Origin of the sequence: Nonomuraea bangladeshensis (assembly GCF_039529455.1) — a bacterium.
GTDB classification, from domain to species: domain Bacteria; phylum Actinomycetota; class Actinomycetes; order Streptosporangiales; family Streptosporangiaceae; genus Nonomuraea; species Nonomuraea bangladeshensis.
In genome coordinates this window covers 468,225-494,960 of record NZ_BAAAMV010000003.1, presented here as the reverse complement: position 1 = coordinate 494,960, position 26,736 = coordinate 468,225, and the positions used below count along the sequence as shown (strand labels likewise).

Genomic DNA, 26,736 nt, shown 5'->3' with positions numbered 1-26,736 from the left:
CCCCGGCTTAGCCTGAACTCCGCCGCCTGAGGGAGATCGTCGATTATGCGGAATAACCGGCCGAGATACAACGGGACATTCATCCACGATTTTCTCGACCAAAGCGCAGCGGAGTTTCCCGAGTCGCCAGCGGTACGGGACTCCACCGGGATCTGGAACTATCACGAACTGGATACGTTCGGCCACGCGGTGGATTACTGGCTGGACCGGCAGGGCGTCGGCCAGGGCATGCGCGTGGTGGTGCAGGCCCCCACCGACCGCCGGCTGGCGGCGCTGTTCTTCGGCGTCTCGCGCCGCGGCGCCGTCTTCGTGCCGCTCAACCCGGCGATGAAGAGCTTCCACCTGCGTTCGGTGCTCGAGAACGCCGAACCCGCGCTGGTGATCGTCGAATCCGCCGGCGGAAAACCCGACGCCGTACGCGCTCTCACCGGCGCACCGGTCCACGACTTGGAAACGGTCTGGGCCGAGGTGACCGAGCTCGCGAGCCGGCGAGCGCGCGTGGCCGTGCCGAGTGAGCTCGACCCCGCGGACCTGGCCGCGCTGGTGTACACCTCGGGCAGTACGGCGGAGCCGAAAGCGGTCATCCTCCCCCACGCCCAGGTCTGCTTCGCCACCGTGGCGCTCGTCGAGGCGCTCGGCTACCGCCCGGACGACGTGGTCTTCTGCCGTTTCCCGATGTCCTGGGACTACGGGCTGTACAAGCTGCTGATGACCTGCGCCGTGGGCGCCGAGGTGGTCTTCGCCGACGCCGGCGCCGACCTGCGGCTGGTCGACCAGCTCAGGAAGACCCGGGCGACCGTGGTGCCGATCGTGCCCTCGCTGGCCAACATGATCATCGCCTCGGCGCAGCGGAAGAGCGAGCCCACCACCGGGGTGCGGTTGTTCACCAACACGGGCGCGGCGCTGCCCGCCACCACCATCGAGGCGCTGCGGACCCACTTCCCCGGCGCGCGGGTGGTCCGCCAGTTCGGCCAGACCGAGTGCAAGCGCATCTCCGTCATGCCTCCCGAGGAGGATCGGGAGCGCCCGGACTCCGTGGGACGGCCCCTGGCCGGCACCGCCGTACACATCCTCGACCCCGACGGGAACCCGGTGCCCACCGGGACGACCGGGGAGATCGTGGTGACCGGCCCGCACGTGATGCCGGGGTACTGGCGCAACCCCGAGGTGACCGCCAAGACGTTCCGCCGCGACCCGCGGACGGGGGAGCTGCGGCTGCACACCGGCGACTACGGCCACCTCGACGAGGACGGATACCTCTACTTCGACGGCCGCAGGGACGACATGTTCAAACGCAAGGGCATCCGGATGAGCACCGTGGAGATCGAGGCGGCGGCGCTCGACATCGCCGGGGTCAGGGCGGCCGCCGCGCTGCCCCCGGACGGCGAGCACGACCTCGCGATCTTCGTCGAGGCCGCCGACGGGGCGGAGCTGGAGCCCCACGCCGTCCTCCGCGAGCTGGCCGCCCGGCTGGAGCCGGCCAAGGTGCCCGCGGTCTGCCGGGTGGTCGAGGAGATCCCGCAGTCCGCGCACGGCAAGTACGCCCGCGACCGGCTGCGCGACCTGCACGCGCAGGACGCGCGCCCGGCCGCGTCCGCTCCCCAGGGGTCGCTCCCGGACGCGACGCGGCAGGCGGAGCCTCACCGCAAGCCGCCGGGAATCCCCCGCGAGGAGCTGGTCCGCCGGTTCGGTTCCCCGCTCTACGTGTACGACCTGGACCGGGTCACGGCCGCGTACCGGGACCTGGCCGACTTCATGCCGGAAGGCACCGCGATCTACTACGCGCTCAAGGCCAACCCGCACCCGGACGTGGCCCGCGCGCTGCGTACGGCCCCCGGCGGCGGCTGCCGTGCGGAGATCAGCTCCACCGGGGAGCTGGCCGCCGCGCTGGCCGCGGGCTTCACCGGCGCGGAGTGCATGTACACCGGCCCCGGCAAGACCGCGGGCGAGCTGGCCGAGGCGATCGCCGCCGGGGTGCGGCTGTTCTCCGTGGAGTCGCTCACCGACCTCGAACACGTCGGCGCCGCGGCCACCGCGCAGGGCGTCGTCGCCAAGTGCCTGCTCCGCGTGAACAGCGCCACCGCGGCCGCCGCCACCAGCATCCGGATGACCGGCACGCCCTCCCAGTTCGGCAACGACATGGAGGATCTGCCGGCGCAGGTCGACGCGATGCGCGCGGTTCCCGGCGTCCGGATCATCGGCGCCCACTTCTTCCCGCTCAGCAACGCCGCGGACGAGGACAGCCTGATCGGCGAGTTCCAGCACACCGTGACGGTCGCCGCGGAGGTGCAGCGCATCCTGGGCGAACCGCTGGAGCTGGTGGATCTCGGCGGTGGGTTCTCCGCGCCGTACGGCGTGCCGGGCACCCGGCCCGGCTACCCGAACCTGCGCAAGGGCCTGGAAGAGGCGCTGGACCGGCACCTGCCGCAGTGGCGGGAGGGCCGGCCGAGCATCGCCTGCGAGTCCGGCCGCTACCTGGTGTCCGACTGCGGCGAGCTGCACAGCACCGTGATCAACATCAAGGAGAGCCGGGGCCGCACCTTCGCCATCCTGGACGCGGGGATCAACGCGTTCGGCGGCATGGCCGGGCTCGGCCGGCTGCTCCCGGTCCAGGTCAAGCCCACGCCACCGGACGGCGACACGCCGCAGGCCGCCGCGCCCGGCCGCAAGGCCGCGCTGGCCGGGCCCTTGTGCACGCCCGGCGACCTGCTCGCCCGTGAGGTCGAGCTGCCCGACCCGGCACCCGGCGATCTGGTGACCATTCCGCACGCGGGCGCGTACGGCCTCACCGCCAGCCTGTCGCTGTTCCTCGGCCGCCCCGCGCCCACCGAAGTGGTGATCCGCGGGGGCGAGGTCGTCTCCGTCTCCCAGCTGCAACGCCAACGGGTCTACGACCCGCCGCTGAACCCCGACCCCCGGAGCGCATGATGGCATTTCCAGGCGAGCACGGCGGCCCCAACGAGGCCGGGCTCGACGGACTCGACGAGCTGCCCGTCGCGGAGCAGCGCCGGGTGCTCCTGGAACTGGTGCTCCGGGACACCCGGGAGGCGCTGCTCGGCGTGGAGGGCGGCGAGCTGGCCGAGGTGACCTCCAGCCGGCCGTTCCGCGAGCTCGGCCTCGACTCGCTGGCCGCGGTGGACCTGCACGACCGGCTGGAGGCCTCCGCCGGCGTCACGCTGCCGATGACCCTGGCCTTCGACTTCCCCACGCCCGAGCTGGTCGCCGAGTACGTGCGCGCCGCCGTACTCGGTCTGCCCGTGCCGGAGCCGGGGTCGGGGCGCGCGGACACCGCTCCCGACGCCGCCGACGACGACCCGATCGTCATCGTCGGCATCGGGTGCCGCTTCCCCGGCGGCGCCGACTCCGCCGAGGCACTGTGGCGGATCTTCGCCGAGGAACGCGAGGTGCTCGGCGGCTTCCCCACCGACCGCGGCTGGGACCTGGAGAACCTCTTCGACCCGAACCCGGACGCTCCCGGGAAGAGCTACGTGGACCGCGGCGGCTTCCTGCCCGACGCGACCGGGTTCGACGCGGACTTCTTCGGCATCAACCCGCGCGAGGCCCTGGCCATGGACCCGCAGCAGCGGGTGGTGTTGGAGACCTGTTGGGCCGCCCTGGAGCACGCGGGCATCGACCCGACGTCGCTGCGCGACCAGCCCGTCGGCTCGTTCTTCGGCGCCGAGGTGCACGAGTACGGCGTACGCGTCCACCAGGCGCCGGAGGGCCTGGACGGCTACCTGATGACCGGCAACGCGCCGAGCGTGGTCACCGGCCGGCTCGCCTACCTGCTGGGCCTGTCCGGGCCGGCGATCACGGTGGACACCGCGTGCTCCGGCGCGATCGTCTCGCTGCACCTGGCCTGCGCCTCCCTGCGTTCGGGCGAGTCCTCCCTGGCCCTGGTCGGCGGGGTGGCGGTGATGGGCAGCCCGGGCATGTTCACCGCGTTCAGCCGGCAGCGGGGGCTGGCCCCGGACGGCCGGGTGAAGGCGTTCGCCGACGCCGCGGACGGCACCGGGTTCTCCGAGGGCGTCGGGGTGCTCGTGGTGGAGCGGCTGTCGGACGCCCGCCGCAACGGACACCGGGTGCTGGCCGTGGTACGCGGCACCGCGATCAACCAGGACGGCAGGTCCAACGGGCTGACCGCGCCGAGCGGGCCCGCGCAGCGCCGGCTCGTCAGGGACGCGCTCGCGGCCGCCCGGCTGGAGCCGGCGGACGTGGACGCGGTAGACGCGCACGGCACCGGCACCGGGCTGGGCGACCCGATCGAGGCGCACGCGCTGCTGGCCACGTACGGGCAGGACCGGGAGACGCCGCTGTGGCTGGGCTCGGCCAAGTCCAACCTGGGCCACACCCAGGCGGCCGGGGGCATCGCCAGCGTGATCAAGATGGTCATGGCGATGCGGCACGAGCTGCTGCCCAAGACGCTGCACGTGGACGCGCCGTCATCGAAGATCGACTGGTCCGGCGGGGCCGTGGAGCTGCTGACCGAGGCCCGGCAGTGGCCGCGGGTCGAGGGTCGGCCGCGCCGGGCGGGGGTGTCGTCGTTCGGCATCTCCGGCACGAACGCTCACGTGATCCTGGAAGAGCCGCCCGTCGAGGAGCCCGCGGGCGTGGCTGGTGAGGACACCGCCGCGCTTCCGGTGCTGCTGTCGGCCAAGAGCGAGGCGGCACTGCGGGCGCAGGCAGAACGGCTGGCCGCCTTCGTGGCCGAGCATGATGCGGCCGGTCCGGCGGAGGTGGCGGCCGAGCTGGTGCGCCGGGCCGCGCTGGAGCACCGGGCGGTGCTGCCGGTGGCGGACCGGGAGGGTCTGCTGGCGGGGCTGCGGGCGCTGGCTGCCGGTGAGTCGGCGGCTTCGGTGGTGCAGGGGCGGGTGCGGCCGGGCCGGGTGGCGGTGGTGTTCTCCGGTCAGGGTGCTCAGCGGGCTGGGATGGGTCGTGAGCTTTATGCGGCTTTCCCCGTGTTCGCCGGGGCCTTCGACGAGGCTTGTGCGCTTCTGGAGGCCGAACTCGGTAAGGCCGTGACCGGCCTGGCCGGCGACGTGCGCCTGCGGGAGATCATCCTCGGCGAGCGTGGTGCCGATGGGATGCTCGATCAGACCGTGTTCGCGCAGGCGGGGCTGTTCGCGTTCGAGACGGCGTTGTACCGGTTGCTGGAGTCGTTCGGGGTCCGGCCGGAATTTGTGGCCGGGCATTCGCTCGGTGAGATCACTGCGGCGCATGTGGCCGGGGTGCTGGATCTTGCGGACGCGTGCCGGTTGGTGGCGGCTCGTGGCCGGTTGATGCAGGCGTTGCCGGCCGGTGGCGCGATGGCGGCGATCGGCTGTGGCGAGGACGAGATCGTCCCGGTGCTGCACGGCGACATCTCGGTGGCGGCGGTGAACGCGCCCGGTGCGGTGGTGGTCTCGGGTGCGGCCGATCAGGTCGCCGAGGTCGTGGAGTGGGCGCGGGAGCGCGGGCACCGGACGCGGCCGTTGCGGGTGTCGCACGCGTTCCACTCGCCGCTCATGGAGCCGATGCTGGCCGAGTTCGAGCAGGTCGTGGCCGGGTTGACGCTGCGGCGGCCGGAGCTGGCGCTGGTGTCGAACGTCTCGGGTGAGCTGGCCGGTGACGAAGTCACCGAGCCTGGCTACTGGGTGGAGCACGTGCGGCGGCCGGTGCGGTTCGCCGACGGCGTCCAGGTCATGCGGCAGCGCGGGGTCACCCACTTCCTGGAGGTCGGCCCCGACGCGCAGCTCACCCCCATGATCGAGCAAACTCTCATCGGCGAAGAGCCCTCGGTGGTGGCGCTGCTGCGCCGCGACCGCGACGAGACCACCCAACTGATCGCCAGTCTGGGCCGGGCCTGGACGTGTGGCACCCACGTGGACTGGACCATCCGGGCCCGCAGCAGGCACCTGGAACTGCCCACCTATCCCTTCCAGCACCGCCGCTTCTGGCTGCAGCCCGCCCCGGCCAGTGACCCGGCCGCGCTTGGTCTGGGTGCCGCCGACCACCCGATCCTGGGCGCGGTGGTGCAGCAGCCCGACGGCGGCGCCATCCTGACCGGGCGGTTGTCGGCCACCGCGCAGTCGTGGCTGGCCGATCACGCCATCAACGCCACCCCGATCCTGCCCGGCACCGCCTTCGTCGAGCTCGCCCTGCGCGCTGGCGACCAGGTCGGCTGCCCCGCCATCGACGAGCTCACCCTGCACGCCCCCCTGGAGCTTCCGAGCCGGGGTCAGGTGACGATCCAGGTGCTCGCCGGCCGATCCGACGCCGACGGACGGCGGCCCGTGGAGATCCACTCCATCGGCGAAGACGGTGTCTGGCTCCGGCACGCCACCGGCTTCCTCTCTCACGTCCCGGCGTCGGCACAGGAGCTCGCTGACTGGCCGCCGCCGGGCGCGGAACCGCTCGACATCAGCGGCCTCTACGCGGCGATGGCCAACCGCGGCTACGGCTACGGCCCCGCTTTCCGCGGCCTCACCCGAGCCTGGCGCCGCGGCGAAGAGGTGTTCGTCGAGGTGGCGTTGCCGGACGGGATCGAGGCAACGGGCTTCGGCGTGCACCCGGCGCTGCTCGACGCGGCCCTGCACGCCACCGACCTGCTGCCCGGCCACGACCAGGACACGGCGCTGCCGTTCGCCTGGCGCGGGGTGTCGCTGCATGCCGACGGGGCGCGGGCGGCGCGGGTCAGGCTGCGCCCGGACGACGAAGCCACGGTGCGGCTCGACCTCGCCGACCCCGTGGGCCGGCCCCTGGCCACGGTGACGTCACTGGCTTACCGTTCGGTGCCCGCGCAGTGGTCGAGCTCGCGCTCAGCGGCGCACCAGTGGCTGCACGAGATCGTGTGGCGGCCGGTGGACGCCACGGTGTCGTCGGGCGGCGTCGGCTCAGACCTGGTGATCGATGCCACCGAGTGGGCCGGAACCGCCGACAGTGAGCTGCTGGACCGCGTGCGCCGTGGCGTGGGTTCGGTGTTGGCTCGCTTGCAGGAGTGGCTGACTGGTCAACCGGGCGATGACGCCCGGTTGGTGGTGCTGACCCGAGGTGGGGTCGCCACCGACGGCGGTCAGGTGGATCCGCTTCAGGCCGCGGTGTTCGGCCTGGTACGGGCGGCGCAGGCGGAGAATCCGGGCCGGATCACGCTGGTGGATGTGGAAACGGCAGCCGGTGAGGTGAGCGACGACGCGGTGGCGGCGGCGCTGGCTTCCGGTGAGCCGGAAGTGGCGCTGCGCGGCGGTCAGTTGTGGGCGCCGCGTCTGAGGCGGGTCGCGTCGCCCGGTTCGGAAGACGCGCCTGGCCAGGCTGGTCTGGTGGGCGGCGAGGAGGCCGTGGCGGCTTGGCCGGTCGATGGGACCACGCTGATCACCGGCGGCACCGGTGGGCTGGGTGCGCTGGTGGCCCGGCATCTGGTGGCTGAGCATGGTGTGCGGCATCTGGTGCTGGTCTCCCGGCGTGGGCTGGATGCCCCTGGGGCTGCCGAGCTGCGTGAGGAGCTGGCCGGGCGGGGTGCCGAGGTCGCCGTCGCCGCCTGTGACGTGGCCGATCGGGACGCGCTCTCCGCGCTGCTGGAGGACATCGCCGACCTGCGTGCCGTGGTGCATGCGGCGGGGGTGGTCGATGACGGGGTGACCACGTCGTTGTCGGCTGAGCGGGTGGAGTCGGTGCTGCGGCCGAAGGTGGACGCAGCCTGGCATCTGCACGAGCTGACCCGTGATTCCGATCTGGCCCGGTTCGTGGTGTTCTCCTCGCTGGCCGGGGTCGTGGATGGAGCCGGGCAGGGGAACTACGCGGCGGCCAACGCCTTCGTCGATGCTCTGGCCGTGACCAGGACCGCTGCCGGCCTGCCGGCGGTCTCGCTGGCATGGGGGCCGTGGTCCGAGGAGCGCGGCATGGCCGGCCGCGTCAGTGCGCGGGATGAGGCGCGGATGCGCGCCGCAGGACACATCTCGTTGACCGCGGGGCAGGGCCTGGCCTTGCTGGACGCCGGCCTGCAAACCGGTCGGGCGCTTTTGGTGCCGGCCCGGTTCGATCCCGCCGCGCTGGGCCGGCGTGGCGATCTGCCGGCTCTGTTGCGTGAGCTGGCCGGTCCCGCCGCCCGCCCCGCCGCAGCCGCCTCCGCCGACGCCTCTGGGGATGATGAGGCACGGCCGGTGGTGGCGGAGCTGGCGCATCTGTCGGCTCCGCAGCGGCAGCGGCGGTTGCTGGACGTGGTCTGCGGCGAGGCCGCGGCCACCCTCGGCCATGACAGTGCTCAGGCCATCGATGCCGACCGGCCCTTCCAGGAGTTCGGGTTCGATTCGCTGACCGCGGTGGAGCTGCGTAACCGGCTGCACGCGGTGACGGGGCTGCGGCTCACTCCCACCCTGGTGTTCGACCACCCCACTCCCCGCGCGCTTGCCACGCACCTGGACGCGGCTCTGTCGGGTACCGTGGCCCGCCGTCCGGTCCAGGCCGCCCCGTCCAGCGGCTCTGCTGGTGATCCGATCGTGGTTGTCGGGATGGCTTGTCGGTTCCCCGGCCAGGTCACCAGCCCCGAAGACCTCTGGCAACTGCTGATCGACGACCGCGACGGCGTCACCGGGTTCCCCACCGACCGAGGTTGGGACATCGCCGGCCTCTACGACCCGGAGCCCGGCAAGCTGGGGCGTACCTACACCCAGCAGGGTGGGTTCCTGCACGACGCGGCGTACTTCGATCCTGCTCCGTTCGATATCGGCCCGCGTGAGGCCACCGCGATGGACCCGCAGCAGCGGCTTCTCCTGGAGACCTCCTGGGAGGCCCTGGAGCGGGCGGGCATCGACCCGTCCGGGCTGCGCGGCACCTCGACCGGCGTGTTCGCCGGAGTGATGTACCACGACTGGGGCACTCGGCCGGGCCGGGTGCCGGAGGAGTATGCCGGCTACCTGGGCAACGGCAGCCTGGCCAGCGTGGTGTCCGGGCGGGTGGCGTACGCGTTCGGCCTGGAAGGGCCGGCGGTGTCGGTGGACACGGCCTGTTCGTCGTCGCTGGTGGCGCTGCATCTGGCGGCTCAGGCGTTGCGCGCCGGTGAGTGCGATCTGGCGCTGGCCGGTGGCGTGACCGTGATGTCCACGCCGGACACCTTCACCGACTTCGGTCTCCAGCGAGGGCTGGCTGCTGATGGGCGGTGCAAGTCGTTCGCCGAGGCGGCTGACGGTGTCGGCTGGGGCGAAGGCGTCGGTGTGCTGGTGGTGGAGCGGCTTTCGGACGCCCGCCGTAACGGGCACCAGGTGCTGGCGGTGCTGGCCGGTAGCGCGGTCAATCAGGACGGGGCGTCGAATGGGCTTACGGCGCCGAACGGTCCTTCTCAGGAGCGGGTGATCGCTCAGGCGCTGGCTTCGGCGGGGATCGGTCCCGCGCAGGTGGACGTGGTCGAAGGACACGGCACCGGCACCGCGCTGGGCGACCCGATCGAGGCCCAGGCGCTGCTGGCCGCCTACGGCCAGGACCGGCAGTCGCCGTTGTGGCTGGGGTCGGTGAAGTCGAACCTGGGCCACACTCAGGCAGCGGCCGGGGTCGCCGGTGTGATCAAGATGATCCTGGCGATGCGGCACGGCGTGCTGCCCAAGACGCTGCACGTCGATGCGCCGTCGTCCAAGGTGGACTGGTCGGGCGGGGCGGTGGAGCTGCTCACTGAACCCCGGCCCTGGACGCGCGCCGCGGACCGGCCGCGCCGGGCGGGAGTGTCGTCGTTCGGCATCTCCGGCACGAATGCTCATGTGATTGTCGAAGAGCCGCCCGCTGAGGAACCACCGGCCGCGAGCGCGCCGGACACGCTCCCGTTCCTCCCGGTGCTGCTGTCGGCCAAGAGCGAGGCAGCGCTGCGGGCGCAGGCCGACCAGCTGGCCGGGTTCGTGGCTGAACACGACGAGGTTACTCCGGTGGAGGTGGCGGCCGGGCTGACGCGCCGGGCGGCGCTTGAGCACCGGGCGGTGCTGCCGGCAGCGGACCGGGAGGAGCTGCTGGCCGAGCTACGAGCGCTGGCCGCCGGTGAGCCGGCGGCTACGGTCGTGGGCCGGGTGCGGCCGGGCCGGGTGGCGGTGCTGTTCTCCGGTCAGGGTGCCCAGCGGCCTGGGATGGGCCGCGGCCTGTACGCGGCTTTCCCGGCGTTCGCTCGCGCCTTCGACGAAGCGTGCGCGCTCCTGGAGGACGAACTCGATACCGCAGGGAACCTGCGGGAGATCATCCTCGGCGAGCGTGGCGCCGATGGGGTGCTGGACCAGACGGTGTTCGCGCAGGCCGGGCTGTTCGCCTTCGAGACGGCGCTGTACCGGCTCCTGGAATCACTAGGGATCCAGCCCGACTTCGTGGCCGGGCATTCGCTGGGTGAGATCACCGCCGCGCATGTGGCCGGGGTGCTGGATCTGGCGGACGCGTGCCGGCTGGTGGCCGCTCGCGGCCGGTTGATGCAAGCGCTGCCGACCGGCGGCGCGATGGCCGCGATCGGCTGCGGCGAAGAAGAAATCGCCCAGGCTCTGGCCGGGCGTAGCGAGATCTCGGTCGCGGCGGTGAACGCGCCCGGCGCGGTCGTGGTCTCCGGCGCGGCCGACCAGGTGGAGCAGGTGATCGAGTGGGCGCGGGAGCGCGGGCACCGGACCCGGCCGTTGCGGGTGTCGCACGCGTTCCACTCACCGCTCATGGAGCCGATGCTGGCCGAGTTCGAACAGGTCGTCGCGGGACTGACCTTGCGGCGACCGAACCTGGCGCTGGTGTCCAACGTCTCGGGTGACCTGGCCGACGAGGAAGTCACCGAGTCCGGCTACTGGGTCGAGCACGTACGACGCCCGGTCCGGTTCGCCGACACCATCACCACCCTGCGCGAGCACGGAGTCAGCTGCTTCATCGAGGCCGGCCCGGACGCCCAGCTCACCCCCATGATCGAACAAACCCTCATCGACGACGAGCCCTCGGTAGTGGCGCTGCTGCGCCGCGACCGCGACGAGACCACCCAACTGGTCACCGGACTGGGCCAGGCCTGGACCTGCGGGACCAGCGTGGACTGGGCCTCCGGTACCCGCACCGGCCATCTCAACCTGCCCACCTATCCCTTCCAGCGGCGGCATTACTGGCTCCAGCCCGCCCCGACCGGCGACCTGGCCGCCTTCGGCCAGACGGCCGCCGACCACCCGATCCTGGGTGCGGTGGTGGAACAGCCCGACGGCGGCGCCATTCTGACCGGCCGGTTGTCGGTCACCACCCAGCCGTGGCTGGCCGACCACCTCATCAATGGCACCGCGATCCTGCCCGGCACCGGTTTCGTCGAGCTCGCCCTGCGCGCGGGCGACCAGGTCGGCTGCCCGGCCATCGACGAACTCACCCTCTACACCCCCCTGCCCATCCCCGACACCAGCGGCGGCGTCGTCGTACAGGTCACCGTGACCGCACCCGGCGAGGACGGCCGCCGTCAGATCGGCATCCACTCCAAGGACGAGCACGGGAACTGGACCCGGCACGCCACCGGCACCCTGACCCCGACCCCGTCCATCCCCGCCGACCTGCGCCACGCCTGGCCGCCGCCGGACGCCCAGCAACTGGACGTCACCGGACTGTACGACCGCCTGATCGACCACGGCTACGGCTACGGCCCCGCCTTCCACGGCCTCACCAACGCCTGGAGACACGGCGACGACCTCTACGCCGAAGTGACGCTCCCCGAAGACGCCGGACAGACCACCCGGTACGGCCTGCACCCCGCGCTCCTCGACGCCGCGATGCACGTGGACCTGGTGGCCGGGCCGAAGGCGACGCTGATCCCGTTCAACTGGCACGGCGTCACCCTGCACGCCGCCGGCGCCGACACGCTGCGGGTACGGCTACGCCGGCTGGACGGCGACGAGGTCACCAGGCTGGACCTGGCCGACCCCACCGGACGGCCGGTGGCCACCGTGGAGACGGTGGTGTCCCGGCCGGTCCAGGCCGACCAGCTGGCGCAGGCCCGTCCGTCCTCGGACTCGCTGCTCGCGGTGACGTGGCGGCCGGCCGCGCCGTCGGCTCCTCTCGGCCCGGTGAACGCCTCCGACGCGCTCGTCATCGACGCCACCGGCGAGCCGTCGGGCGGCGGTGTGCCGGATCGGGTGCGGCGTACCCTGCGTCCGGTCCTCACCGGCCTGCAGGACTGGTCGGCCGAGGGGGACGCCCGGCCGGTGGTGGTGGTCACTCGGGGTGCCGTGGCGGTGCGCGACACCGAGGCGCCGGATCCGGCGCGGGCCGCGGTCTGGGGCCTGGTGCGGGCCGCCCAGGAGGAGAACCCCGGCCGGATCATCCTGGTCGACCTGGACCGGGCCGGCGAGCAGGCGGACGGCGTACGCGTCGCCCTGGCCGCCGGCGAGCCCGAGCTGGCGATCCGTGACGGCCGGCCGTGGGTCCCCCGGCTGACCCGCGCCGGTCTCGCCGACCGGGTGTCCCGCGCCGTGGACCCGTACGACGCGACCTGGCCGATCGACGGGACCACGCTCATCACCGGCGGCACAGGCGGCCTGGGCGCCCTCATGGCCAGGCACCTGGTCGGCGAGCACGGCGTACGGCATCTGCTGCTGGTCTCGCGCCGTGGCCTGGACGCCCCCGGAGCCGCCGAGCTCCGCGACGAGCTGGCCGGACAGGGCGCCGAAGTGACCGTCGCCGCCTGCGACGTGGCCGACCGGGACGCCCTCACCGCACTGCTGGAGGGCATCCCTGACCTGCGCGCCGTGGTGCACACCGCTGGTGTGGTGGCCGGTGGGGTGCTCGGCACGCTGACGGAGGAAGGGCTGGACCGGGTGTTGCGGCCCAAGGCGGACGCCGCCTGGCATCTGCACGAGCTCACCCAGAAGCACGACCTCGCCCGCTTCGTGCTGTTCTCCTCCGCCGGAGGGATGGTGCTGGCCGCCGGGCAGGGCGACTACGCGGCGGCCAACGCCTTCCTCGACGCGCTCGCCGCGGAGCGCGCCGCCGCCGGGCTGCCCGCCACCTCACTGACCTGGGGAATGTGGGCGGTGGACACCGGGCTCGGCGGGCCGCTGCAGGAGAGCGACCTGGCCCGGGTCCGCAACCTGGGCATACCGGCGATCTCCGCGGACACGGGGCTGGCGCTGTTCGACGCGGCGCTGCGCGTGCCCGCGCCGGTGCTGGCGCCGATCCAGCCGGACGTCCGCACGCTGCGGGCCCGTGGCGACGACCTGCCCGCGCTCCTGCGCGACCTCGTGGGCGCGCGCCGTACGGCCGCCGTGGCCGAACGGGCCGGCGAGTCGAACGGCACGACGGAGCTGCGGGAGCGGCTGGCCGGGTTGCCCGCGCGGGAGCGGGACCGGATGCTGCTTGAGCTGGTCCAGGCCGAGGCGGCGATGGCGCTCGGGCACGACAGCGCGGACGTGATCGACGCCGAGCGCGGCTTCGTGCAGCTCGGCTTCAGCTCGCTGGCCGCCGTCGAGCTGCGGAACCGGCTGCGCCGGCGTACGGGACTTCCGTTGCCCGCCACGCTCGCCTTCGACCAGCCGAACGCCACCGCGGTCGCCCGGTACCTGGCCGAGCGGCTGGCCCCGGCCGAGCCGGAGGCCCCCGAGCCCGCTCCCGCCGTGGCGGACGATCCTTCCTCGGCGAAGGCGGAGGAGGACGAGCTGCTCGCCGCGGCCTCCGCCGAGGAGCTGTTCGAGATTCTCGACCGGGAGCTGGGCGGCAACGGGTAGCCGGGGTTCTTGAAAGGCCGGTGCGGCGGGCGCGGGTTCCACTCCAGCGCCCGCCGCACCGGCGTCTGTGTCCGGCCAAAGAGAAAGGGCCTGCACATCGCCTGGATGGCAAGCCCTGGGGGGTTACGGCTTATTTCACCAGCCGCGCCGTACGGTCTCCACGATGTGGGCGCGCTGCTCCTCGGTCACCCACCAGCCCACGGGCAGGCAGACGACGCGCTCGGCCACCCTGTCGAGTCCGGGCAGCAGCGTGGCGTACCGGCGGACGCAGGTGTGGGTGTCGTTGCGTTCGTGGACGTTGCTGACCATGATCTGGGCCTCGTCCATGCGCTTCATGAAGCCGGCGCGGTCCTCGACCTTGACGGGGTAGATCCAGAAGGACGACTCGCGGTCCGCAGCGCGTTCGGTCAGCTCCAGCCCCGGCACGCCGGCGAGCTCCCGGTCGTAGTGGGCGGCGTTGGCCCGGTGCCGGGCCACGACCTCCTCCGACCAGTCCAGGTTGGCCAGCCCCATCGCGGCGTTGATGTCGGTCATGTGGAACTTGTAGCCCCACTCGGCGACGTCCGGCGGGTTGCGCAGCCGGTCGGCGCCGCGGCTGATGCCGAACCAGCGCAGCAGCGTGGCCCGCTCGTGCAGCTCGTCGTCCGGCAGCACCAGGGCGCCGCCGTCAGCGGTGGTCAGATGCTTGATCGCCTGGAAGCTGTACACCGCGACGTTGCCGTGGGTGCCCATGCGGCCGCCCTGGTAGGTCGCGCCCCAGGCATGGGCGCAGTCCTCGATCACCACGGGGCGGAACCCGAAGGTCGCCTCGGCCTCGTCGAGGATCTTCGCCAGCCGCCCGAGATCGACCGGATAGCCGGCGAAGTGCACGACGACGATGGCGCGGGTGCGGGGGGAGATCTTGCGGGCCAGGTCGTCGAGGTCGACGTTGAGCGTGGCGGGATCGACGTCCACCCACTTGATGCGCAGCCGGTTGGCGAGGATGGTCCAGTTGGTGGCCTCCATGGTCAGGGGCGTGGAGAGCACCTCGCCCTCGTCGTCCCCTGACGCGGCGACCATGTGGAGCGCCAGGTGCAGCCCCGAGGTGCCGCTGTTGACCGTGGCGACGCGCGGGTTGCCGATCCGCTCCCCCAGCGCCCGCTCGAACGCGGCGACCTTGGCGCCCTGGCCGATCTGGCCACTGCCGACGACCTCGGCGACCGCGGCCGGAGCCGACTCCGACATGGCGACCTTGAACAGCGGGATCAACGGGGCGCTCCGTCCGGTGTGGCGAGTTCGGCGTAACGGGCCAGGCAGTCGGCGTAGGAAGGCAGGATGCCGAGCCGTTCGGCCTCCTTCAGTGAGGGCGCGGCGCGGTCCTTGTCCGACAGGACGGGCTCACGGTCGCGCGGCCAGGGCAGGTCGAGGTCGGGGTCCAGCGGGTTCACCTCGAAGGAGGTCTCCGGCGACCAGGTGTTGGAGCACAGGTAGAAGACGGTGGCCTGCTCGGTCAGCGGGGCGAACCCGTGCGCGAGCCCTTCCGCGAGGTAGAGCGCGTGCCGGTTGTCCTCGCTCAGCTCCGCCACGACGTGCCGGCCGTACGTGGGCGAGCCCTGCCTGATGTCGACCACGATGTCGCGGACGGCGCCGCTCGGGCAGCTCACGTAGCGGGCCTGTCCCGGCAGGTGGATCGCGTGCAGTCCGCGGATCGTGCCGATGGTGGAGACGGAGCAGTTGACCTGGGCCACGCTCAGCGGGTGGCCGACGGCCTCGGTGAAGGCAGGCTGTTTGAAGACCTCTAAGAACAATCCTCTGGAGTCGGGGAAGACCTTGGGCTCGACGAGGAACGCCCCGCCGATGCCGAGTTCGCGAATCCGCATCGGATCCCTCCTTCGACGTTATGTTCGGTTGCCCTGATCAGCGGCGGCAACCCCTACGGCACCCTTATGGGCCTCCCACCAGGGGCGGTTGTCCCGGTACCACTCGACCGTCTCGGCCAGGCCCTTCTCGAAGTCCACGGCCGGCCGGTACCCCAGCTCGGCGCGGATCTTGCCGTCGTCGACGGAGTAGCGGCGGTCGTGGCCGAGGCGGTCCTCGACGAACTCCACGCGCTCCCATCCGGCGCCGCAGGCCTCCAGGAGCAGGCGGGTCAGCTCGCGATTGGTCAGCTCGGTGCCGCCGCCGATGTTGTAGACCTCTCCGGGCCGGCCGCCCTGCCGGACGAGCTCGATGCCCGCGACGTGGTCGGCCACGTGGAGCCAGTCGCGCGCGTTCAGGCCGTCCCCGTACAGCGGGACCTTGCCGCCGTCGAGCAGGTTGGTGACGAACAGCGGGATGACCTTCTCGGGGAACTGGTACGGCCCGTAGTTGTTGGAGCAGCGGGTCACCCGCACGTCCAGCCCGTACGTCCGGTGGTAGGCGAGGGCGAGCAGGTCCGACGACGCCTTCGACGCCGAGTACGGCGAGCTGGGCGCCAGCGGCTGCTCCTCCCCCCACGAGCCCTCGGGGATGGAGCCGTACACCTCGTCGGTCGAGACGTGCACGAACGTGCCGAGCCCGTGCTCGGCCGCCGCCGCGAGCAGCGTGTACGTCCCCGTCACGTTGGTGCGGACGAACTCCCCCGCACCGCTGATGGACCGGTCGACGTGCGACTCGGCGGCGAAGTGCACCACCTGGTCGTGCGCGGCCACCAGCTCCCCGACGAGGCCGGCGTCGCAGATGTCTCCCCGGACGAACGTGAAACGGCCTTCGGCGGGCTCCAGGTTGGCCCTGTTGCCCGCGTAGGTGAGCTTGTCGAGAACCGTGAGCGTGCAGTCGCCCCGCTCGGCCAGGGTGCGGACGTAGTGGGAGCCGATGAAACCGGCGCCGCCGGTGACCAGGATCCTCATGGCGTGTAACTGCTCGCGATGCTCATGACGTACTGGCCGTAGCCGGACTGCGACTGCTCGGCTCCGAGCCGATAGCACTGCTCCGCGTCGATGAAGTTCATGCGGAGCGCCACCTCCTCCAGGCAGGCGATGCGCACGCCTTGGCGTTGTTCGAGGGTCTGCACGTACTGTCCCGCCTGGAGCAGCGTCTCCGGCGTGCCGGTGTCGAGCCAGGCGAATCCCCTGCCGAGGTCCACCAGCCGGGCCCTGCCCTGCCGCAGGTAGGCCAGGTTCACGTCGGTGATCTCCAGCTCGCCCCGTTCGGACGGCTTGAGATTCTTGGCGATGTCGATGACGTCGTTGTCGTAGAAGTAGAGGCCGGTGATGGCTCTGTTGGAACGCGGATTCTCCGGTTTCTCCTCTATCGAGATCAGCCGCCCGCTCTCGTCGGTCGTCCCCACTCCGTATCGGCCGGGATCGCTCACCGGATATCCGAACAGCACGCACCCCCGCACTTCCCGCGCATTCTCTTCCAGCACCTCGGAGAACGAGGGTCCGTGGAAGATGTTGTCGCCGAGGATCAGCGCGGCCGGGCCGCCGCCGATGTGGGAGGCGCCGATGAGAAAAGCCTGGGCTATCCCGTCCGGCGATTCCTGGGGGGCGTAGGAGATGTTCAGCCCGAAGCGGGCGCCGTCGCCCAGCAGCCGGACGTAGTTCGGCACCTGGTCGGGCGAGGAAATGAGGAGGATATCCCTGATGCCGGCCAGCATGAGCACCGATATCGGGTAATAGATCATCGGCTTGTCGCTCACCGGGAGCAGTTGTTTGGAGACCACGGCGGTGATCGGATGCAGCCGCGTTCCGCGACCCCCCGCGAGAACGATTCCTTTCACGGCCTTATACCTCTCTGCTGCGTGGAAGTGTCCCGAGGCTAAGCAGGGGCGCAGCGGAGCGGCAAGGTCGATGACCGGAGAGAGGGGGCGCATCAGGGGTATCGGCGACGGACACCCGGATTAGGGGAGGGTAGGGGCTTACCCGGTCTCCGCCCGGCGACGAGAATTTCCCCACATTGACGTCTCCGGGGGAGGGGGTCCGCCGGTGCGGAATTCCACTTTACGCCGTGCCGTCACCGCGATGGTGGTCGCGGTGTGCGCACTCACACCGGCCGTTTCCGCGCAGGCGGAGCGGGACGCGGCGGACGCCTCCACGCGCGAGGTGCCAGGGCTGCGCGAGCCGGTGCGGCTGGTGGTGGACCGCTACGGCGTGCCGCACCTGTACGCGCGCAACACCGACGACGTGTTCCTGGCGCAGGGGTACAACGCCGCGCGGGACCGGCTGTTCCAGCTCGACCTGTGGCGGCGGCGCGGCCTCGGCCTGCTGTCGGCCGCCTTCGGGCCGCGTTACGTCGACCAGGACCGGGCCGCCAGGCTCTTGCTGTACCGCGGTGACATGCAGCGGGAGTGGGCCGCCTACGGGCCGAACACGCGCCGCGCCGTGACCGCGTTCGTCAGCGGCATCAACGCCTACATCGACTGGGTCGACGCGCACCCCGAGGCGCTGCCGCCGGAGTTCCGCCGGCTGGGCCACCGGCCGGACCGCTGGCGGCCCGAGGACGTGGTGCGCATCCGCAGCCACGGGCTGGCGCTCAACGCGTACCCGGAGGCGTTGCGCGCGGCCGCGATGTGCGCCAACGGACAGACCGCCGCGCGGGCGCTCGTCAAGCTGGAGCCCGCGCACGAGCCCCGGGTGCCGGACGGGCTCGACCCGTGCACCGTGCCCGCGGACGTGCTCGACACCTACCTGCTCGGCATCTCGTCGGTCACCTTCGACGGTGTCGCGCTCCGGTCGGAGCCGCCGGCTCCGGCGCCCGGAGGGTCGAACGCCTGGGCGCTCGCGCCGTCGCGCACCGCCACCGGCCGGCCGATCCTCGCCGGCGACCCGCACCGGGCCACGCCGGCGCCCGCGCTGCGCTACGTCGCCCACCTGTCCGCGCCCGGCCTGGACGTGATCGGCGCCGGCGAGCCGGTGCTGCCCGGCATCTCCCTGGGGCACAACGACCGCGCCGCCTTCTCGCTCACCGTCTTCGCGGCGGACCAGGAAGACCTTCAGGTGTACCGCCTGCACCCGGACGACCCGGGCCGCTACCGCTACCGCGACCGCTGGGTGCCCTTCACCACGGTGCGGGAGGAGGTGCCGGTGGCCGGCTCGACGCCCCGCCAGGTGGAGCTGACCTTCTCCCGGCACGGGCCGGTGCTCAAGGTGGACGCGGAGCGGGGCCTCGCGTTCGGCCTGCGGACCGCCTGGTCGGAGCCGGGGGCGGCGCCGTACCTCACCGGGCTCGACGCGATGACCGCGCGGAGCTACCCCGAGTTCGCCGCCAAGGTGCGGCGCTGGGCCGCGCCGCCGGAGAACCTCATCTACGCCGACACCTCGGGCACCATCGGCTGGGTGCCCGGCGCCCTGGTCCCCCGCCGGCCCCGGCACGACGGGCTGCTGCCGGTGCCCGGCGACGGCCGCTACGAATGGGACGGCTTCCACGACGGCGCCGAGCTGCCCAGGGTGAGCAACCCCAAGAGCGGCTTCATCGCCTCGGCGAACGAGTACGACATGCCGGACGGCCACCCGGTGCGCGTCGGCTACGAGTGGGAGCCGTCGGCCCGCAAGGAGCGCATCGAGGACGTGCTGTCCGGCTCGACCCGGCACACCGTGCCCGAGATGGCGCGGCTCCAGCGCGACCAGGTCGACGAGTACGCCCGGCGCATCGTCGCGGTGCTGCGCGACATCCCGTCCGGTGACGACCCGGACACCGCGGCCGCGCTGCGGCTCCTGCGCGACTACGACGGCACGGCGAGCGCCGACTCCGCCGGTGCGGCGCTGTTCGAGCCCTGGCTCATCGGGCATCTCGGCCCGGCGTTCCTCGCCCGGTTCATGCCCGCGGCGGTGGCCGCCCGGGTGCCGCGCGCCGACGCCCGGCAGGTGATCGACGCCCTGGAGCATCCGGAGCGCTGGTTCGGGGCGGACGCCGTCGCGGTGCGGGACCGGCTCGTGCAGGAGACGCTGCGCGCGGCCTACGCCGACGTCCGCGGCCGGCTCGGCGCCGACCCGGCCGCCTGGCGCTGGGGAAGCCTGCACCAGGCGCTGTTCGCCAACCCCTTGGGTAACAGCGTGGGCCCGTTCCCCCGGGGCGGCTCCGTGACCACGGTGGACGCCTCGACCTACTACCGGGGGTTCTACCGGTCGCAGTCGGGGGCCGCGTACCGGATGGTGCTGGACGTCGGGGCCTGGGACAACTCCACCTTCGTGAGCGCCCCCGGGCAGTCCGGCGACCCGTCGAGCCCGCACTACGCGGATCTCGCCGCCGCCTGGACGTCCGGCGCGCAGGTGCCGCTGCTGTACAGCGCGGCCGCGGTCGCGCGGAACACGGAAAGCGTCATCACTCTGGTGCCCGCGGCGTCCGGCCGCGGGTGATCGCCGGGCTCCCGGAGGGTTCGCTCACCGGGAGCCGGCGAACGGATCACTGCGGAAGGAACGACGTGGACGAGCGTTGGATCAAGCGGTTTCACCCCGCGCCGGACGCCCCGGCGCGGGTCATCGTGCTGCCGCACGCCGGAGGCGCGGCCAGCGCCTACTTCAAGCTGTCCGCCGCGCTGCACCCGGCGCTGGACGCCTACACGGTGCAGTACCCGGGCCGGCAGGAGCGCCGGCACGAGCCGCCGTTGACGGACGTGCGCCTGCTGGCCGCCGGCGTCGCCGACGCGCTCCCCGGCGACGACCGGCCCACGCTGCTGTTCGGGCACAGCATGGGCGCGCTGGTCGCGTTCGAGCTCGCCCTGCTCCTGGAGCGGCGCGGCACGCCGCCGCACACGCTGGTCGCCTCCGGCCGGCGCGGCCCGTCCACCTACCGCGACGAGTGGGTGCACCGGCGGGACCCGGCCGGCGTGGCGGCCGAGCTCCGCAAGCTCAACGGCACCGACCCGGTGTTCCTCCAGGACCCGGAGCTGTTCGAGATGGTGCTGCCGGCGCTGCGCGCCGACTACCGGGCCGTGGAGACCTACCAGTGCGCCCCGGACACCGCGGTCGGCTGCCCGCTGGTCGCCTTCGTCGGCGACGACGACCCCAAGACCACGGTCGAGGAGGCGCGCGCCTGGGGCCGGAACACCACCGGCCCCTTCGACCTGCGGATCTTCCCCGGGGGCCACTTCTTCGTGGACGACCAGGTGGCCGAGGTGACCGACGCGCTCGTCGCGCTGTCCACGTGAGTCACCCGGCCGTCTGAGCCAGCCATTCCTCGATCACGGCGGCGGTCTGCCGCGCCTCGGACTCCAGGATGCTGAAGTGGTCTGCCGCCACCTCGCGCACCGCCGTACCGGGGGTGATGGCCGGATGCCAGCCCGCGCCGACGCCCGCGGTCGTCCCGCCGGGCGTCGCCACCCCCTGGTTCGCGCGGATGAACAGCGTCGGCGCGGCCGGCTCACCCGGCCGCCACTGGGAGAGCAGCGCGGCGTACCAGCCCATCGCGGACAGCCGGGCGGCCGTGAACGGGCCGAACACGGCCTCCCTGTCGAGCAGGCCGCCCACGATCGACGACCACACGGCGGGGCTCTCCCCCGCGCCCGGCACGTGCGTGTCGAGCAGGATCACCGCGGCCGGGCCCTGGCCCGCCTCCGCCATCGCGCCGGCCAGCGCGTGCGCGAACACCCCGCCCGCGGAGTACCCGACCAGCGCGTACGGCTCCCCGCCGCTGGTCACGGTCCGGGCCAGGCCCTGCACGAGGGCGTCCAGCGACTCCGGCAGGCTCTCCTCCCGTACGAACCCCGGCACCGGCAGCACGGCGAGGTCGCGCACCTCGCGGAACTCCGCGGCCAGCGGGACGAACTGGTGCGGCCCGCCGAAGGCCATCGGCGAGTTCAGGCAGAACAGCCGCGGCCGGCTCGGGCCGGTGGACAGCACCACCGGGGTGCGGGCCGGGGCGTCGGCCGCGCCGTACTGGGGACGGACCGCGGCGGCGGCGTGCAGCAGCAGCATCCCCTCCTCGATCTTGCCGGCGGCGGCCGCCGCGCGGAACAGGCCGCTCAACGTCTCCGTCGCGCCCTGCAGGTCCTGTGCGGGGGGTGCGTCGCCGTGGGCCGTGGCCGGTACGGCGGCCGGAGCCATCTCCTCGTCCAGCAGCCGGGCCAGCGCCCTGACCGACGGGTAGTCGAAGGCCGCGGTGGCCGGCAGGCGGACGCCGGTGGCCGAGTTGAGCGCGTTGCGCAGCTCCATGGCGGCCAGCGAGTCCAGGCCCAGCCCGACCAGGTCGGCGTCCGGCTCGACGGGCTCCGGGTCCGCGTGTCCGAGCACCTGGGCCGCCCGTTTGCGTACCAGCTCGACCAGGCGCTCCAGGCGCTCCTCCGGGGGCAGTGCGGCCAGCGGTTCCAGCTCGTTCCCGCCCTGCGCGGCCTTCTGCCGTACGGCGGGTGCCAGGTCCTCAAGCAGCGCGGGGACGCCGTCCGCGCGGGCGCGCACGGCGGCCGGGTCCAGCCGGATCGGCGCCAGCACGGCGGCGTCCGACCGCCGCGCCGCGTCGAACAACGCCAGCCCCGCGTCCACCGGCAGCGGCAGCATGCCCCAGCGGCGGATCCTGGCCAGGTCGTCGTCACGCAGCAGGCTCTGCATGCCCGCCTCGCCGCCCCACAGGCCCCAGGCCAGCGTCCGCCCCGGCAGCCCCGCCGCCCGGCGCTGCTCGGCCAGCGCGTTGAGGAAGGCGTTCGCCGCCGCGTAGTTCCCCTGGCCGGGGTTGTCCACGAGCGATGCCGACGACGAGAACAGCACGAACTCGGCCAGGTCGTGCTTCTGGGTGAGCTCGTGCAGGTGCCAGGCGGCGTCCGCCTTGGGGCCGGCCACCTGGTCGACCAGCTCGGGCGTGAGGTCGGCGAGGACCGCGTTCGCGCTCGTCCCCGCGGTGTGCACCACGGCGCGCAGGTCGGGGATGCCCTCCAGCAGTGCGGTGAGGGCGTCCCGGTCGGCCACGTTGCAGGCGGCGATGGTGACCTCGGCGCCCTGTTCGGTGAGTTCGTCGCGGAGTTCGGCGGCTCCGGGGGCGTCCAGGCCACGGCGGGAGACCAGCAGCAGGTGCCGTACGCCGTGCTCGGCGACCAGGTGCCGGGCCGTCAGGGCGCCCAGGCCGCCGGTGCCGCCGGTGATCAGCGTGGTTCCGTCGGTCGGCCAGGGCGCCTCCGGCTCGTCGCCGAGGCGGGCCCGCTCCAGGCGGGGCACCCAGAGGCGGTCGCCGCGCAACGCCGCCTGGGGCTCCCCGCTCCGTAGTGCTGCGGCCGACGCGCTGTCGGCTGTCTGCGCGTCTGTTTGGTCGGGGTCCAGGTCGATCAGGGTGATTCGGCCGGGTTCCTCTGACTGGGCGGCCCGTACCAGGCCCCAGACCGCTGCCTGGGCCGGGTCGGGCGTCTCCGCGCCGGTCACGGCGACGGCGCCGCGGGTCACTACCACCAGCGGTCGCGTTTCCCCGTTCGTCAGCCAGGTCTGGAGCTCGTCCAGCGCTTGGCCGACAGTTCGCCGTACGCGCGCCGGCTCTGTGCTGTCGGCTCCTGTCGAAGGAGCGACGTTCAGCACCTCGGGAGTAACCCCTACGGTGTCGGCACCGCGCTCGCCCACCGGCTGCCAGGCCACCTCGTACAGCCATTGGGCCGGGACCGCGCCGCTCAACTGGCCGGGAGCAAGCGGTCGCGCGGTCAGCTCCTCCACCGACACCACCGGGCGGCCGGACTGATCGGCCACGTCCAGCCGGGTGACCGCGTCGCCGTCCAGGCGGCGCAGGCGTACTCGTAGGGTGGCGGCGCCGGCGGCGTGCAGGGTGACGCCGTTCCAGTTGAACGGGATCAGCGGGCCGCTCTCCCCCGCTCCCTGTCCGGCCAGCATGCCGACGTGCATCGCCGCGTCGAGCAGCGCCGGGTGCACGCCGTAGCCCGCCGGATCTGCGACGTCCGTCGGTAGCGAGACCTCGGCGTAGAGGTCGTCGCCGTGTTCCCAGGCGTTGGTGAGGCCGTGGAAGGCGGGGCCGTAGCCGTAGCCGTGATCGACCAGGCGGTCGTACAGGCCGGTGACGTCCAGTTGCTGGGCGTCCGGCGGCGGCCAGGCGTGGCGCAGGTCGGCGGGGATGGACGGGGTGGGGGTGAGGGTGCCGGTGGCGTGCCGGGTCCAGTTCCCGTGGTCGTCCTTGGAGTGGATGCCGATCTGGTGCCGGCCGTCCTCGTCGGGTGGGCTCAGGATGATCTGGAGAGTGATGCCGTCGGAGTCGGGGATGGGCAGGGGGGCGTGCAGGGTGAGCTCGTCGATGGCCGGGCAGCCCACCTGGTCGCCCGCGCGCAGGGCGAGCTCGACGAAGGCGGTGCCGGGCAGGATCGGGGTGGCGTTGATGGCGTGATCGGCCAGCCACGACTGCGCGGTGGCCGACAACCGCCCGGTCAGGATGGCCCCGCCGTCGGGCTGCTCCACGACCGCGCCCAGGATCGAATGATCGACAGAGGCCTGGCCGAGCGCGACCGGGTCACCGGTCGAAGGCAGTTGCAGCCAGTAGCGGCGGTGCTGGAAGGGGTAGGTGGGCAGTTCCAGGTGGCTGCTGCGGGCACCGGTGGTCCAGTCCACGTGGGTGCCACACGTCCAGGCCTGGCCCAGACTGGCGATCAGTTGGGTGGTCTCGTCGCGGTCGCGGCGCAGCAGGGCCACCACGGAGGGCTCTTCGTCGATGAGGGTTTGTTCGATCATGGGGGTGAGCTGCGCGTCGGGGCCGGCCTCCAGGAAGTGAGTGACCCCGCGCTGCCGCATGACCTGGACGCCGTCGGCGAACCGGACCGGCCGCCTGACGTGCTCGACCCAGTAGCCGGGCTTGGTGATCTCCTCGCCGGCCAGCTCGCCCGAGACGTTGGACACCAGCGCCAGCTCCGGACGCCGCAGCGTCAGCCCGGCCACGACCTGCTCGAACTCGGCCAGCATCGGCTCCATGAGCGGCGAGTGGAACGCGTGCGACACTCGCAACGGCCGGGTGCGGTGACCCTGCTGCCGTGCCCATTCGATGACCTGTTCCACCTGGTCGGCGGCGCCGGAAACCACGACCGCGCCGGGCGCGTTCACCGCCGCGATAGCCACTTGGTCGTGCCCGGACAGCACGGGGGCGATCTCGTCTTCGCCACAGCCGATCGCCGCCATCGCGCCACCAGCCGGAAGCGCCTGCATCAACCGGCCACGAGCGGCCACCAACCGGCACGCGTCCGCCAGATCCAGTACTCCGGCCACGTGTGCGGCGGTGATCTCACCCAGCGAATGCCCGGCCACGAAATCCGGCCGGACCCCGAACGACTCCAGCAACCGGTACAGCGCCGTCTCGAAGGCGAACAGCCCGGCTTGCGCGAACACCGTCTGATCGAGCACCCCATCGGCGCCACGCTCGCCGAGGATGATCTCCCGCAGGTTCCCTGCGGCATCGAGTTCGGCCTCCAGGAGCGCACACGCCTCATCGAAAGCCTGGGCGAACACCGGAAAAGCCGCATACAGGCCGCGGCCCATCCCAGGCCGCTGAGCACCCTGCCCGGAGAACAGCACCGCCACCCCGCCCGGCCGCGCCCGGCCCACGACCGCAGCCGCCGGCTCGCCGGCGGCCAGTGCTCGCAGCTCGGCCAGCAGACCCTCTCGGTCCGTCGCCGGCAGCACCGCCCGGTGCTCCAGCGCGGCCCGGCGCGTCAGCCCGGCCGCCACCTCTGCCGGAGCGGCGTCGTCGTGCTCATCCATGAAAGCGGCCAGTTGGTCGGCCTGCGCCCGCAGCGCGGCCTCGCTCTTGGCCGACAGCAGCACCGGAAGCGTGTCCGGCACGCTCGCGGGCGACGGCTCCTCAGCGGGCGGCTCTTCCACGATCACATGAGCATTGGTGCCGGAGATGCCGAACGACGACACACCCGCCCGGCGCGGCCGACCCTCGATCTGGGGCCAGGGCTGCGGTTCGGTCAGCAGCTCCACCGCCCCGCCGGACCAGTCCACCTTCGACGACGGTGCGTCCACGTGCAGCGTCTTGGGCAGCAATCCGTGCCGCATCGCCAGGATCATCTTGATGATGCCGGCGACTCCAGCCGCTGCCTGGGTGTGGCCGAGGTTCGACTTCACCGACCCCAGCCACAACGGGGACTGCCTGTCCTGACCGTAAGCGGCCAGCAGCGCCTGCGCCTCGATCGGGTCGCCCAGCGCCGTCCCCGTACCATGCGCCTCGACCACGTCCACATCACCCGGCGTTAGCCCGGCAGCCGCCAACGCCTGGGCGATCACCCGCTCCTGAGAAGGACCGTTCGGCGCCGTCAGCCCGTTGGAGGCACCATCCTGGTTGACCGCGCTGCCGCGCAGCACCGCCAGCACTTGGTGCCCATTACGGCGGGCGTCCGAAAGCCGCTCCACCACCAGCACGCCCACGCCTTCGCCCCAGCCGACACCGTCGGCTGCCTCGGCGAACGACTTGCATCGCCCATCAGCAGCCAGACCCCGCTGCCGCGAAAACTCCACAAACGCATCCGGGGTCGCCATCACCGTCACGCCACCGGCCAGCGCCAGATCACACTCACCCGAACGCAACGCCTGCGCCGCCAGATGCAGCGCCACCAGCGACGACGAACACGCCGTGTCCACCGACACCGCCGGACCCTCCAGGCCCAACGTGTACGCCACGCGGCCCGAGATCGTGGCCCCGCCCGTGCCCGACGGCGCATAGTCGTGATACATCACCCCGGCGAACACCCCGGCACTGCTCTCCCGCAGCGACGTCGGATCAATCCCGGCCCGCTCCAGCCCCGCCCAGCACACCTCCAGAAACTGCCGCTCCTGCGGATCCATCTCCGCCGCCTCACGCGGACTGATCCCGAAGAACGCCGGATCGAACTCCGCCGCCCCGTACAGGAACCCACCCTCCCGCGCATAACTACGCCCCGGCTTCCCCGGCTCCGGATCATAAAGACCCGCCACATCCCAGCCACGATCACCCGGGAACCCACCCACCGCGTCCACACCATCGACCAGCAACCGCCACAACCGCTCCGGGTCATCCACCCCACCCGGATAACGACAGGCCATCCCCACGATCGCGATCGGCTCCCGAGCGCGGGCCGTCAGCGCGCGGTTCTGCTGGCGCAGCTTGGCCGTCTCCCGGAGAGAAGCGCGCAGTGCCTCGACGAGCTTTCCGTCACCCTCCGCCATCT

9 protein-coding genes are annotated in these 26,736 nt (G+C 72.7%); 4 read left to right on the top strand and 5 right to left on the bottom strand.

Annotated elements, in window-relative coordinates:
- The first annotated feature begins 45 nt into the window (after window positions 1-45).
- Together ABD292_RS10260 and ABD292_RS10255 are read left to right on the top strand one after the other, a co-directional pair.
- A complete protein-coding gene (locus ABD292_RS10260) occupies window positions 46-2,928 on the top strand; it encodes an AMP-binding protein (protein ID WP_344206846.1) in 2,883 nt (960 codons plus the stop codon).
- Complete coding sequence (locus tag ABD292_RS10255; protein WP_344206844.1) at window positions 2,925-13,664, top strand: SDR family NAD(P)-dependent oxidoreductase; 10,740 nt, start codon at window positions 2,925-2,927, stop codon at window positions 13,662-13,664. The genes ABD292_RS10260 and ABD292_RS10255 overlap by 4 nt, the downstream gene beginning before the upstream one ends.
- 135 nt (window positions 13,665-13,799) lie before the next feature.
- On the opposite strand, the gene ABD292_RS10250 is transcribed toward ABD292_RS10255, so the two are convergent.
- Genes ABD292_RS10250 through rfbA form a run of 4 tightly spaced genes read right to left on the bottom strand, consistent with a single transcriptional unit; the run spans window position 13,800 to window position 17,403 of the window.
- Window positions 13,800-14,912 carry a DegT/DnrJ/EryC1/StrS family aminotransferase gene (locus ABD292_RS10250; RefSeq protein WP_344206843.1) on the bottom strand — a complete coding sequence of 371 codons (1,113 nt, stop codon included), beginning with the start codon at window positions 14,910-14,912 and terminating at the stop codon, window positions 13,800-13,802.
- Window positions 14,909-15,523 carry a dTDP-4-dehydrorhamnose 3,5-epimerase gene (gene rfbC / locus ABD292_RS10245; RefSeq protein WP_344206842.1) on the bottom strand — a complete coding sequence of 205 codons (615 nt, stop codon included), beginning with the start codon at window positions 15,521-15,523 and terminating at the stop codon, window positions 14,909-14,911. The genes ABD292_RS10250 and rfbC overlap by 4 nt, the downstream gene beginning before the upstream one ends.
- Before the next feature lie 18 nt (window positions 15,524-15,541).
- A complete protein-coding gene (gene rfbB, locus ABD292_RS10240) occupies window positions 15,542-16,531 on the bottom strand; it encodes a dTDP-glucose 4,6-dehydratase (protein ID WP_344206841.1) in 990 nt (329 codons plus the stop codon).
- Window positions 16,528-17,403: a glucose-1-phosphate thymidylyltransferase RfbA gene (gene rfbA, locus ABD292_RS10235; protein WP_344207151.1), complete on the bottom strand. Its 876-nt coding sequence runs from the start codon at window positions 17,401-17,403 to the stop codon at window positions 16,528-16,530. The genes rfbB and rfbA overlap by 4 nt, the downstream gene beginning before the upstream one ends.
- 205 nt (window positions 17,404-17,608) lie before the next feature.
- Here rfbA and ABD292_RS10230 point away from each other — a divergent pair, with 205 nt between their 5' ends.
- On the top strand, window positions 17,609-19,978 hold the full coding sequence (locus ABD292_RS10230) for a penicillin acylase family protein (protein ID WP_344206840.1): 2,370 nt from the start codon (window positions 17,609-17,611) through the stop codon (window positions 19,976-19,978).
- 65 nt (window positions 19,979-20,043) lie between these two features.
- A complete protein-coding gene (locus tag ABD292_RS10225) occupies window positions 20,044-20,769 on the top strand; it encodes a thioesterase II family protein (protein WP_344206838.1) in 726 nt (241 codons plus the stop codon).
- Between the two features lies 1 nt (window position 20,770).
- On the opposite strand, the gene ABD292_RS10220 is transcribed toward ABD292_RS10225, so the two are convergent.
- Window positions 20,771-26,734 (bottom strand): SDR family NAD(P)-dependent oxidoreductase, encoded by a 5,964-nt coding sequence (locus ABD292_RS10220; RefSeq protein ID WP_344206837.1) that lies wholly within the window; start codon window positions 26,732-26,734, stop codon window positions 20,771-20,773.
- Window positions 26,735-26,736: the final 2 nt, after the last annotated feature.